General features: G+C 63.3%; 10 protein-coding genes. 9 read left to right on the top strand and 1 reads right to left on the bottom strand.

The window, feature by feature from the left end:
- The first annotated feature begins 106 nt into the window (after positions 1 to 106).
- Together ACYVL5_RS06010 and bioC are read left to right on the top strand one after the other, a co-directional pair.
- Positions 107 to 925 carry an alpha/beta fold hydrolase gene (locus tag ACYVL5_RS06010; RefSeq protein ID WP_460594649.1) on the top strand — a complete coding sequence of 273 codons (819 nt, stop codon included), beginning with the start codon at positions 107 to 109 and terminating at the stop codon, positions 923 to 925.
- Entirely contained in the window at positions 926 to 1729 is an 804-nt protein-coding gene (bioC, locus tag ACYVL5_RS06015) for a methyltransferase domain-containing protein (protein WP_460594650.1), read from the top strand.
- 271 nt (positions 1730 to 2000) lie between these two features.
- On the opposite strand, the gene ettA is transcribed toward bioC, so the two are convergent.
- Positions 2001 to 3686, bottom strand: coding sequence for an ABC transporter ATP-binding protein (ettA, locus tag ACYVL5_RS06020; RefSeq protein WP_460594651.1), 1686 nt, complete (start codon positions 3684 to 3686; stop codon positions 2001 to 2003).
- A 156-nt stretch (positions 3687 to 3842) separates the two neighbouring features.
- On the opposite strand from ettA, the gene ACYVL5_RS06025 reads away from it, so the two are divergent.
- The 7 genes from ACYVL5_RS06025 (at position 3843) to lpxD (ending at position 12869) form a co-directional block, all read left to right on the top strand.
- Complete coding sequence (locus ACYVL5_RS06025; protein ID WP_460594652.1) at positions 3843 to 5177, top strand: RCC1 domain-containing protein; 1335 nt, start codon at positions 3843 to 3845, stop codon at positions 5175 to 5177.
- 169 nt (positions 5178 to 5346) lie between these two features.
- Positions 5347 to 6825: a lysine--tRNA ligase gene (gene lysS / locus ACYVL5_RS06030; protein ID WP_460594653.1), complete on the top strand. Its 1479-nt coding sequence runs from the start codon at positions 5347 to 5349 to the stop codon at positions 6823 to 6825.
- Positions 6826 to 8076, top strand: coding sequence for an ABC transporter permease (locus ACYVL5_RS06035; protein WP_460594654.1), 1251 nt, complete (start codon positions 6826 to 6828; stop codon positions 8074 to 8076). It abuts the gene before it with no gap.
- Positions 8069 to 8746 carry an ABC transporter ATP-binding protein gene (locus tag ACYVL5_RS06040; RefSeq protein ID WP_460594655.1) on the top strand — a complete coding sequence of 226 codons (678 nt, stop codon included), beginning with the start codon at positions 8069 to 8071 and terminating at the stop codon, positions 8744 to 8746. The genes ACYVL5_RS06035 and ACYVL5_RS06040 overlap by 8 nt, the downstream gene beginning before the upstream one ends.
- Positions 8747 to 8812: 66 nt before the next feature.
- Positions 8813 to 11266, top strand: a complete 2454-nt coding sequence (bamA, locus tag ACYVL5_RS06045; RefSeq protein WP_460594656.1) for an outer membrane protein assembly factor BamA — start codon at positions 8813 to 8815, stop codon at positions 11264 to 11266.
- 21 nt (positions 11267 to 11287) lie between these two features.
- A complete protein-coding gene (locus tag ACYVL5_RS06050) occupies positions 11288 to 11803 on the top strand; it encodes an OmpH/Skp family outer membrane protein (protein ID WP_460594657.1) in 516 nt (171 codons plus the stop codon).
- Between the two features lies 1 nt (position 11804).
- Positions 11805 to 12869, top strand: a complete 1065-nt coding sequence (gene lpxD, locus ACYVL5_RS06055) for a UDP-3-O-(3-hydroxymyristoyl)glucosamine N-acyltransferase (RefSeq protein WP_460594658.1) — start codon at positions 11805 to 11807, stop codon at positions 12867 to 12869.
- The last annotated feature ends 79 nt before the right edge of the window (positions 12870 to 12948 follow it).

Raw genomic sequence — 12948 nt, forward strand, 5'->3', positions numbered from 1 at the left:
GGAAGTTGAGGGAAGTTGAGGGAAGAGGCCGGGGGGGAGTTCCCTCCCCTTCAAGGGGAGGGGCAGGGTGAGGATGGGGTTGAGTCTGGATTAAGCCAGGAGCAAGATGCCTTTCATTGAACTTCCACAGGTAACGATCAACTACGAGGAAATCGGCGGTGGGCGCCCCATCGTCTTCGTGCACGGCTGGGCCATGTCCGGACGGGTCTGGCAGTTCCAGCGGGAGCTCGCCGACTGCGGCCGCCTGATCTTCCTGGACCAGCGGGGGCATGGACATTCCTCGACCGCTCCCGGGTACGCACTGGAGGACTTTGCAGCCGACCTGGTCGCTTTCTTCGAGGCCCGGCAGCTGCAGGATGCGGTGCTGATCGGTTGGTCGCTTGGCGTGCAGGTCTCCCTGCAAGCCTTTACCAGACTGCGCCCACGCCTTTCGTCGATGGTGCTGGTGGGGGGCACCCCGCGCTTCACCACCGAGGAGGGGTATCCCTACGGGCAGGCCCCCAAAGAGGTGAAGGGGTTGGGGCTCAGGTTGCGCCGGGACTACTCCAAAACGATGGGGGATTTCTTCAAAGGGATGTTCGTGGAAGGGGAGATGGAGAAGGCACGCTATCAGCGGATCGTGCACGAGATCGTCATGAACGGGAAATCTCCGGACCAGGGGGCGGCCGCCGAGGCGCTCAAGATTCTTTCCACGGCGGACCTAAGGATGGGCCTTTCGGCAGTGGACCGGCCGATCCTGCTCGTGCACGGAGAGCAGGACGCCATCTGCCCCGCTTCGGCCTCCACCTTCATGGCCGAAAGGATGCCGCACGCGACCCTGGAGATCATGCCGGGGTGCGGGCACGCGCCTTTCATGACGCAGCCGGAGCGCTTCAACGAAATCGTTCGGACCTTCCTGCGGAGCTCCGGGGAGCAAGGGAGCTAGATGGTCGCCACTATCGACAGGGACAAGGTGCGGGGTTCCTTTCACCGCCATGCGGGCGAGTACGACCGCCATGCGCAGGTGCAGCCGCGGGTGGTCGACCGGATTGCCGCCATGGTGGACGCGGAAGCGCTTCACCCCGGGCGTTTGCTGGATGTCGGCTCCGGGACCGGAAAGCTTCTCGGCCGGCTGGCAGAGCTCTATCCGGATGCGCTGGCGGTCGGGGCGGATCTCGCCTTCGGGATGTGCCAGACCGCCCTTGCCGCTCTTGCCCACCGTAGGGTGAATCTGGTGAACGCCGACGCGGAAAGGCTTCCCTTCGCCACCGCCTCGTTCGACCTGGCCGTCTCGACCTCGACCTTCCAGTGGCTCTCCACTCTCGACGGTGCGTTCACCGAGATGAACCGCGTTCTTCTGCCGGGGGGGCTCTTCTGCTTCGCCCTCTTCGGGGAGAAGACCCTGTTTGAGCTGCGCGAATCGTACCGGGCGTCGCTTACCGGTGGCCCCGACCGCAGCCTCGACTTCTTTACCACCGAGGATGTCCGCTCCGCCCTGGAGAAAGCGGGGTTCTCGGCGGTCAACGTCTTCTCGGACCTGGAGGTGGAACGGCATGCGGACGTTCCCGATCTTCTCCGCTCGATCAAGCGGATCGGGGCCAATACGACGGCGCCGGTGGCGAGGAAGGGGCTGTCGGAGCGGCGGGTGATGCTGGAGATGATGGAGACCTATCGGAGGAAGTTCGGGGACGAGAGCGGCATCCCGGCGACCTATGAGGTGATCTATGGGATTGGGCGGAAGACAGGGTAAGGTAACCCCATCCTCACCCTGGACCTCCCGGCTTTCTCCGGCTCGTTGGGGCTCAAAACCTCCCTCACCCGGCCTTCGGCCACCCTCTCCCCTAAAGGGGCGAGGGTATGTATAGAGAAGGCCTTCGGCCACCCTCTCTCCTGGCGAGGGATATATTGAAATAGCCTGCGGCCACCCCTCGCTCCTGAAGGGCGAGGGTAAAAGTAGCAAACAAAAAAGGGACGCCTGTTGGGGCGCCCCTTTTTCAATTGCCGGTTATCTCGTGACCTGATTACACCCTGGTCAGCTGGCGGTAACGGATGCGGTGGGGTTGGTCGGCGGCGGTGCCGAGACGGGCGTGACGGTCTTCCTCGTACTCGGAGTAGTTCCCCTCGAACCAGACCACCTTGCTGTCCCCCTCGAAGGCGAGGATGTGGGTGGCGATCCTGTCCAGGAACCAGCGGTCGTGGGAGATGACCACGGCGCAGCCGGCGAAGTTCTCCAGGGCCTCTTCCAAGGCCCGCATGGTGTTCACGTCGAGGTCGTTGGTCGGTTCGTCGAGGAGGACGACGTTGCCGCCCTCTTTGAGCATCTTGGCCAGGTGGACGCGGTTTCGCTCGCCGCCGGAGAGCATCCCCACCTTCTTCTGCTGGTCGGTGCCGGAGAAGTTGAAGCGGGCCACGTAGGCGCGGGAGTTGACCAGCTGCTTGCCGAGCTGCAGTTGCTCCTGCCCGCCGGAGATCGCCTCCCAGATGGTCTGGTTGGGATCCAATGCATCACGGCTCTGGTCGACGTAGGCGAGCTTCACGGTCTCGCCGATCTTGAAGCTGCCGGAGTCGGCCTGCTCCTCTCCGGTGATCATCCGGAAGAGGGTGGTTTTCCCGGCGCCGTTGGGGCCGATCACCCCTACGATGCCGCCGGGCGGCAGCCTGAAGGACATCCCCTCCACGAGGAGCTTGTCTCCGTACCCCTTGCTGACGTTGTCCGCCTCGACCACCACGCCCCCCAGACGCGGCCCGGGCGGAATGTAGATCTCCAGCTCCTTCGCATGCTTCTCGCTCTCGGTGTTGAGGAGTTCCTCGTAGGAGGTAATGCGCGCCTTTCCTTTGGCGTGGCGCCCTTTCGGGGACATGTTGATCCACTCGAGCTCGCGCTTGAGGGTCTTCTGACGCTCGCTCTCGGCTTTCTCCTCCTGGGCCAGGCGGGCCTGCTTCTGCTCGAGCCAGGAGGAGTAGTTCCCCTGCCAGGGGATCCCCTGACCGCGGTCCAGCTCCAGGATCCAGCCGGCCACGTTGTCGAGGAAGTAGCGGTCGTGGGTGACGGCGATGATGGTGCCGGCGTAGCGTTGCAGATGCTGCTCGAGCCAGGCCACCGACTCAGCATCCAGGTGGTTGGTCGGCTCGTCGAGGAGCAGGATGTCCGGCTTCTGCAAAAGCAGGCGGCAGAGCGCGACGCGGCGCTTCTCGCCGCCCGACAGCACGTTGACCGGCGTGTCGCCCGGCGGGCAGCGCAGGGCGTCCATCGCCATCTCAAGCCGGCTGTCGAGATCCCAGGCGTCCAGGTGGTCGAGCTTCTCCTGAACCTTCGCCTGGCGGTCGCAGAGCTTCTCCATCTCCGCGTCGGTCATCTCCTCGCCGAACTTCATGTTGATCTCGTTGAATTCGTTAACGAGGTCCACCACTTCCTGGACCCCCTCCTCCACGCACTGGCGTACCGTCTTGCTCTCGTCGAGCCGCGGCTCCTGGTGCAGGATCCCGACCGTGTAGCCGGGGGAGAGGATGGTCTTGCCGTTGAACTCCTTGTCCTCGCCGGCCAGGATCCTCAAAAGGGAGCTCTTGCCCGAGCCGTTGAGGCCGAGAACGCCGATCTTGGCGCCGTAGAAATAGGAGAGATAGATATCCTTGAGGACCGGTTTCTTGTCGTAGAACTTGCTCACTCCGATCATGGAGTAGATAACCTTGTTTGGTTCGATTGCCATGCCGACTCGCAGCCTCCGTAAAGTTTTGAAATGAATTGTTATTCTTACCTTGAAGGGGTGTCGAGTGTCAACTGTCGAATGGACCAGTCCCTCCTTGACTTTCTCTCCTAGGTATAGTTAAATCCGCTGATATTTAACCCAATGAGGCCGACCTACATGAAAATCATAAAAAGCGCCCTGCTCTTGGCGTTTGCGGCGCTGGTCTCCCTTCCCCTCACCGGGTGCGGGAGCTCGTCCACCCAGACCATCCCCCTCACCGAGACCATCTTCTACGCTCACACCATCCTCTTCGGGAACCACAGCACCCTGGTCGCCAGCGGTTACAACGCGTACGGTCAGCTGGGCGACGGGTCTCTCAACGGGTCATCCTCCTTTCACCAGGTGACCACGGCGACCGGGATGACCACGGTCTCCGGGTATTCCGCCGGCGCCAACCACTCGCTCGCCTTCCACAACTACACGGTCTGGTCCTGGGGGAGCAACTTCCAGAGCCGGCTCGGGGTGGGTACGACCGTGCCGGACACCGGGATCACCGCGTACAGCGCACGGCCGTTGCCGATCGTCATGCACTCTGCGGGGACCGACTCTCCGGTGACCGCGGTGGCGGCGGGGTGGGTGCACTCGCTGGCCCTTAAGGGCGATACCGTGTGGTCGTGGGGGGATAACACCTATGGAGAGTTGGGTAACAGCACCTCCACCTCCGTCAACCCGACGCTCACCCCTTCCCCCGTGCTTGGAGTGGGGGGGGCAGGAACCACCCTCTCCGGTATCGGCGCGATCGCCGCGGGGGGCGGGCACTCCCTGGCCTTGAGCAGCGATAAGATGACCATCTACGCCTGGGGCTACAATAATTACGGCCAGGCGGGGCAAGGCCCGGTCGCACCGGCGGCGGCACCCACCTTCGAACCGACCCCGAAGCCGGTCGCTCTTCCGAGCGATGTCGCCGGGATTCCGTATAGAATAGCGGCGGCGGGAAGCTACAGCCTGGTTCTGCTCGACAACGGTGACGTCCTCGGTTGGGGCTTCAACGGTTATGGCCAGCTGGGGAACAAAGTCGCGACCCCCACCAGGGATCCGGTGTACGTACCTGTCCACGTGGTGACCGCGGACGGGAGGCAGCTGAACGACCCTGCCAACACAGCCACCATGGGCAAGGTTGTCCAGATCTCCGCCGGCACCATGTTCGTTCTTGCCCGCACCGACAAGGGGAAGGTTTACGCCTGGGGATACAACCTCAAGGGGCAGCTCGGGACCGGCACCAACGAGCTGAACATCACCTATGCCGTGCCGGCCACGACGATTAATGCCGTTGCAGACGCCAACTTCCCGGGTGTCACCGATATCCTCGCCGTGGGTGACACCTCGCTCGCGAAGATCGGCAACACCTGGTACGGATGGGGGGACTACGGCTGGGGCCAGCTCGGCCTGCCGGTGCCGAACAACGCCGTCGCCTACCTGCTGGAGCCGATGGCAATTCCCATGCCTCAGTAAAGAGATCCCCACCTCGTGCGGGTGGTGATTTTGCCTCCGGAAAAAGGGGCGCCGCTCTCCTCGCGCGGAGGGCGGTTTCAGCCCCTTTTCCCTTGACTGGCTAAAACTGTTGGGCTAATTTGACGGATTGTTCCACAGCCCAGATACCGAAGAAAGGTTGAAAGAAAATATGGAAGAGTTGAGCGAACTGCTGTTGCAGAGAAGGCGCAAAGTCGATGCACTCTGGGAGGCGGGAATCAACCCGTATCCCAACGATTTCAGACCCGAGCACACCTCGGCCGATGTCCGTGACACCTACGGCGAAAAGGAAGTCATCGAGGAGAACCCGCAGCGGTTCGTCCTGGCCGGCCGCATCCTGGCCCGCCGCTCCTTCGGCAAGGCCGCCTTCGTTCAGCTCCAGGACCGCAAAGGGCGCGTCCAGCTCTACCTGAAAAAGGACGCCCTCGGCGAGGAGCTGTTCGCCGAGTTCGAGAACTACGACATCGGCGACATCATCGGCGTCTCCGGCCACCCCTTCCGCACCCAGAAAGGGGAGCTCACCGTCAACTGCGACACCGTCCGCCTGTTGACCAAGTCGCTTCTGCCGCTTCCGGAGAAGTTCCACGGCCTCACCGACGTCGAGACCCGCTACCGCCAGCGCTACGTGGACCTCATCGTGAGCCCCGACGTGCGCGAGGTCTTCTTCAAGCGCTCCCGCATCGTCTCCCTCATCCGCGAATTCATGACCCGTCACGACTTCCTCGAGGTCGAGACCCCGATGATGCAGCCGATCCCCGGCGGCGCCACCGCCAAGCCGTTCATCACCCACCACAACGCGCTCGACATGCAGCTCTACCTGAGGATCGCCCCGGAACTGTATTTGAAGAGGCTGGTGGTCGGCGGCCTCGAGCGGGTCTTCGAAATCAACCGCAACTTCAGGAACGAGGGGATCTCCGTCCGCCACAACCCCGAGTTCACCATGATGGAGTTCTACCAGGCCTACGCCACCTTCGAGGACCTGATGAACTTCACCGAGGAGCTCCTTTGCCACGTGGCCCAGGAAGTCCTCGGGACCCTCGACTTCACCTACGGCGGCCAGCCGATCAGCTTCCAGCGCCCCTGGCAGCGCTTCACCGTCAAGGAGGCCATCGTCCACTTCGGCGACATCGACGCCAAGTCGCTCGAGGACCGCGACCTCGCCTATGCCTACGCGAAGAAGATCGGCCTCGACCTCACCGAGGACATCGGCTACGGCAAGCTGATCACCGAGATCTTCGAGGAGGTCGCCGAGCCCAAGCTGATGCAGCCGACCTTCATCACCTCGTACCCGACCGAGGTCTCCCCGCTCTCCCGTAAGAACGACCACGACCCGGAGTACGTCGACCGGTTCGAATTCTTCTGCGCCGGCCGCGAGATGGCCAACGCCTTCTCGGAGCTGAACGACCCGCGCGACCAGAAGGAGCGCTTCCTCGCCCAGGTGGCCGCCAAGGCCAAGGGTGACGAGGAGGCCCACTTCATGGACGAGGACTACATCCGGGCGCTTGAGTACGGGCTGCCGCCGACCGCCGGCGAGGGGATCGGCATCGACCGCCTGGTCATGCTCCTGACCGACTCCCCGTCCATCCGCGACGTCATCCTGTTCCCGCAACTGCGCAAAGAGGCAAAGTAGATGCCCTTCGAGCTCTTCATAGGGCTTAGATACCTCAAGGCCAAGCGCAAATCGACCTTCATCTCGCTGATCACCCTCATCTCGGTGGCCGGCGTGGCGCTTGGCGTCATGGCACTCATCATCGTCTTGGCGGTGATGACCGGCTTCGAGGAGGACCTCAAGGACAAGATCCTGGGGACCAACGCCCACATCGTGATCCTCAACAGCGAGGGGCCGATGGAGGATTACCAGAAGCTCCTGAAGAAGGTGGAGTCGATGGACGGCGTGGTCGCCGCCACCCCCTTCATCTATAACCAGGTTATGCTCTCCTCCGGCAAGAACGTCTCCGGCGTGGTGCTCCGGGGGATCGAAGTTCCCACCGACGCCAAGGTAACGAACCTCCACAAGTCCATGGTGGAGGGGAGCCTCTCCGCCCTGGACGACATGACCGCCAAGACGCCGGGGCTCGTGATCGGCAAGGAGCTCGCCAAGAACCTCGGGCTCTTCGTGGGCGATTCCATCGACGTCATCTCGCCGATGGGGAACATAACGCCGCTCGGGATGATGCCCAAGATGCGCCGCTTCAAGGTGGTCGGGATCTTCAACACCGGTATGTTCGAGTACGACTCCACCCTGGCCTACGTCTCGCTCGGCGAGGCGCAGCAGTTTCTGGGGATAGGGGACGTGGTGACCGGCATCCAGCTCAGGGTGCGCGACGTCTACAAGACCGGCCAGCTCTCCGCCAGGATCGACCAGGAGCTCGGCCCCCCCTACCACGCCCGGGACTGGATGCAGATGAACAAGAACATCCTCTTCGCGCTCAAGACCGAGAAGAGCGTCATGTTCATCATCCTCACCCTGATCGTGCTGGTGGCCGCCTTCGGGATCGCCTCCACGCTCTTCATGGTGGTCATGGAGAAGACCCGCGACATCGCCATCCTCAAGTCGATGGGGGCGACCAGCCGCAGCATCATGAGGATCTTCATCTTCGAGGGGGTCATCATCGGGGTGTTGGGAACGGCGATCGGCGTGCTCGGGGGGCTTTTGGTGGCGCTCAACCTGGAGCCGATCGTCACGGTCATCCAGAAGGTGACCGGCTTCGAGCTCTTCAGCAAGGACATCTACTACCTGGACCACTTCCCGTCCAAGGTCATCCCTTCCGACGTCCTTTTGATCAGCGTGACCGCGATCGTCATCTCGTTCGTCGCCACCCTCTACCCTTCGTGGGCCGCCTCGCGGATGGCCCCGGCGGAGGCGCTGCGCTATGAGTAACCTCCTCGAGGTCAGGGACCTCTACAAGTCCTACGGCAACGGGGCCAAGGTCGAGGTCCTCAAGGGGATCGATCTCGACGTGAAGGGGGGCGACACCATCGCCCTGGTCGGGCCTTCGGGGGCCGGCAAGAGCACCCTTCTCCACGTGATGGGGACCATCGACCGGCCGACCTCCGGGAAGGTCACCTTCGACGGCCAGGAGATCTTCAACCTCTCCGACCAGCCGCTGGCCGCCTTCAGAAACCGCTCCATCGGTTTCGTTTTCCAGTTTCACCACCTGCTGCCGGAATTCACGGCGCTCGAGAACGTCATGATGCCGATGCTGATCGGCGGCGAGAAGCGTGCCGCGGCCGAGCCGAGGGCCAAGGAGCTCTTGGGGGAGGTGGGGCTCTCCCACCGGATCACCCACCGTCCCGGCGAGCTCTCCGGCGGCGAGCAGCAGCGGGTGGCCATCGCCCGCGCCCTGGTCCGCTCGCCGCGCCTGCTTTTGGCCGACGAGCCCACCGGCAACCTGGACATGAAGACCAGCGAGGAGGTCCACACGCTCCTCTATTCGATCCAGCAGAGCACCGGGATCTCCCTGGTGATCGTGACCCACAACGAGCAGCTGGCCGCCGGGATGCAGCGGATCATCCGGCTGGTGGACGGGCGGATCGTCGAGGAGCGCTGACGGCAATCCTGCTGCGGCGCGAGTAGTTTTTTTGCCATTGCAACGTTTGGTTTTTCTGGGGGAACTTTGCTCCGTATAATCTCTTCAGCCATGCTCGCCGTAACCGTGCTGGCCTCTTCGGCCACCTCGTGGGCCGAGGCGGAGAAGTCGTCCGCCGCCCAGGCCGCCGGTTCCTCCGTGCCTGCCACTCCCGCCTCCAACCAGGCCCCGGCCGACAAGGCCCCGGCTCCGGCCGCCCCCTCAAGCGCGCCGGCCACGGAACTGGCGGCGGAAAGCGCCCTCATCAAGTCGGTGAAGATCAAGGGCAACCGCCGGATCGAGATCCCCGCCATCATGCAGGCGGTGCGGGTCCAGGCCGGCGACCAGCTCGACCGCGACAAGGTGGACGCCGACGTGCGGGCCATCTACAAGCTCGGCTACTTCCGCGACGTCACCGCCCAGGTGGAGACCGTACCGGGCGGGCTGACGCTCGAGTACCTGGTCCAGGAAAAGCCGATCGTCCGCGACATCAAGGTCGAGGGGGCCAAGGAGCTGAGCGTCGACAAGGTAAAGGGCGCCCTCGAGATCAAGCCGAACGCGATCTACTCCTACAAGGAGCTCCAAAAGAGCGTCAAGAAGGTGAAGAAGCTCTACACCGACGAAGGGTACTACCTCGCCGAGGTGGACATCACCACCACCAAGCGCTCCGACACCGAGCTCGACGTGGTGGTAAAGATCAAGGAGGGGGAGAAGGTCCTCATCCAGCAGATCGTCTTCGACGGCAACCATGCCTTCACCGACCGCAAGCTCAAGAAGACCATGGAGACCGGCGAGAAGTGGTGGCTCTCCTGGCTGACCGGGGCCGGTACCTACAAGGAAGAGGTGCTCAAAAACGACCAGGCGCTGATCGCCGACCTCTACATGAACAACGGCTACATCAACGTCAAGGTGGGGGAGCCCAGAGTCGAGCTCCTGCCTGACAAGAAGGGGCTCAAGGTCTTCATCGGCATCACCGAGGGGGAGCAGTACAAGATCGGCACCCTGGGCGTGAAGGGCGAGCTCCTGGAGAGCTCCGACCAGCTGATGAAGAAGCTCAAGGAGAAAAGCGGCGAGATCTTCAGCCGGAGCGGCCTGCGAAACGACGTCATCGCCCTGACCGACTTCTACGCCGACAAGGGGTACGCCTTCGCAAACGCCTCCCCGCTCACGAGCGTCCATCCCGACACGAAGACCATGGACATCACCTTCGACATGGAGAAGGGGCACCTCGTCCACATCGACCACGTGAACATCGCCGGGAACACCAAGACCCGCGACAAGGTGATCCGCCGCGAGATGAGGGTCGACGAGGGCGAGCTTTACAGCTCCACCGGCCTCAAGCGGAGCAAGCAGAACCTGATGAACACCGGCTACTTCGAGGAGGCCAACCTGGTCACCGCCAAGGGTTCCGCCCCCGACAGGCTCGACATCAACGTGGATGTGAAGGAAAAGCCGACCGGTACCTTCAGCGTGGGCGCCGGCTACAGCTCGCTCGACGGCGTCATCGGCCAGGGCTCCGTACAGCAGGCCAACTGGCTCGGCTTAGGGCTCAAGGCGACCGCCTCGGTGGCCTTCGGTTCCAAGTCCAAGACCTACAACCTCGGCCTGACCGACCCGTACTTCCTGGACAGCAAGTGGAACGTGGGTGCCGACGTCTACCGCAACGAGCGCCAGTACGTCGACTACACGAGGAGGGCCACCGGCGGCGACATCAAGGCCGGCTACCCGATCTCCGACAACCTGGGGACTTTCTGGATCTACAAGTACGAGGAGAAGGAGATCCTGGACGAGTCCCAGGCGCTTTTGGAGAGTATCCACTCCGGCTCGGTGCTCCCGCCGGACACCCATACCACCACGAGCTCCATCACGGCGAGCCTCAACCGCAACACCACCGACTACCGCATCGATCCCTCCTCGGGGATGATGGACTCCCTCTCCGTGGAGTTCGCCGGTATCGGGGGGACCAACCACTTCATCCGCTACATCACCGACCACACCCTCTTCATGCCGACGGGGTGGTCGACGGTGGCCTCGGTGAGGGCGTCGCTCGGCTACATCCAGACCTACACCTCCAAGGACGTGCCGATCGACGAGAAGTTCTACCTGGGCGGGATCAACTCCCTGCGCGGCTTTGCCTCCCGCACGGTCTGCACGACCAGGCAGGTGACCGCGGTTTCCCTCACGGACGGACTCGGGGTGGGAACCACCGGCCAGGACTTCGTCTACCTGGGGGGCAACGTCGAGGCGGTGGCGAACCTGGAGTGGACCTTCCCGCTCCTCAAGGAGGCCGGCCTCAAGGCGGTCGTCTTCTTCGATGCCGGCAACTCGAAGGACACCATCAAGGACACCTTCAGCAAAGTCCTCACCAGCTACGGTGCGGGGGTTCGCTGGTTCTCCCCGATCGGCCCTTTGCGGCTCGAGTACGGCATCCCGATCAACCCGCGTCCCGGAATCGACAGTGCCAGCGGAAAGCTGGAATTTTCCATCGGAACTATGTTCTAATACCCCAGCAAGGAGCAGGTCATGAAACATCTGATTTTCGCATTACTGCTGTTACTCGCACTTCCCCTCACCTCCCTGGCTGCCGATGGTTCCAAGATCGGGACCGTCGACATCCAGAAGGTCCTTCTGATGTCGGACGCGGGGAAGGAGGCCAAGGAGCAGCTTAGCCAGAAGGCTGCCAAGTACGAGGCCGACAAGACCGCCAAGGAGGCCGATCTCAAGAAGCTCAAGGGAGAGCTGGAGAGCCAGGGGATCGTCCTCAACGAGTCCGCCAGAAGCGCCAAGGAGCGCGACTACCAGCAGCGCCTCAAGGAGTACCAGCGCTTCCTGAAGGACGCCCAGGAGGACCTCCAGGGGAAAAACGACGAGTACACCAGCAAGATCGTGGACGAGATCGTCAAGGTGGCCCAGGAGTACGGCCGCTCCCGCGGCTATACCGCCATCCTGGTCAGGAGCGAGACCATCATCTACCTCGATCCCTCCGCCGACCTCACCGACGAAGTGTTGAAGGCCTTCAACGCCTCCAGAAAGAAGTAGCATGAAAAAGTCTCTCGCAGAGATCGCCCAGTACCTCGGGGGGACCGTTTCCGGCGACCCCGAGACCCAGATCGGCGGGCTGGCGACCTTGGACGACGCCGGGGAGGGGCAGCTGACCTTCCTGGCCAATCCGAAGTACGCCGCCAAGGTGGCCACCACCAAGGCCTCGGCAGTGCTCCTCCCGGTGGGGGGGAACGCCCACGGCCACCACGCCATCTTCCATCCCAACCCGTACTTAGCCTTCGCCAAGCTCCTCACCCTCTTCTACACGGCTCCGGCCGCGCCCCTCGGGGTCCTTCCCGGCGCCTTCGTGGCGGACGGGGTCAAGATGGGTGAGGGGGTGACCATCTATCCGGGCGCCTGCGTCGCTCCCGGGGTCACCCTCGGCGACCGGGTCACCCTCTATCCCGGCGTGGTGCTCTACCCCGGGGTTACCGTCGGAAACGACGTCACCATCCGGGCCAACGTGAGCGTGCGCGAGCGCTGCCGGATCGGAAACCGCGTCATCATCCACGACGGGACGGTGATCGGGAGCGACGGCTTCGGCTACGCCCCCGACGGCGACTCCTGGTACAAGATCCCCCAGATCGGCATCGTGGTCATCGAGGACGACGTCGAGATCGGCTCCAACACGGTGATCGACCGGGCCGCCCTCGAGGTGACCCGCATCGGCAAGGGGACCAAGATCGACAACCTCGTGCAGATCGGCCACAACTGCATCATCGGTGAGAACTGCATGATCGTCTCCCAGGTCGGCATCTCCGGGAGCACCAAGGTGGGGAACCACGTCACCATGGGTGGGCAGGTCGGGGTGGCCGGCCATATCAGGATCGGCGACAACGCCATGATCGCCGCCAAGTCGGGGGTCCACAACTCCATCGATGCCGGCCAGATCATGAGCGGCATCCCGGCCATCCCGCACCGCGAGTGGCTGCGGGTCTCCGGCCTGGTGCCGAAGCTCCCCGAGTTCAGGAAGACGGTCAACCAGCTGGAGGAGCGGATCGCCGAACTGGAGAAGATGGTGGCGGCCCTCACGGGGAGCGCCCCGGCGGAGGGGGAGGAGTAGCCTTTCCGGGCCAACCTTCAATTCATTGATAGCGCGCCGGACCCGACGGTCGCAGGCGCGAAACTACATCTAGGAGTCG

Source organism: Geomonas sp. Red276, assembly GCF_054784495.1.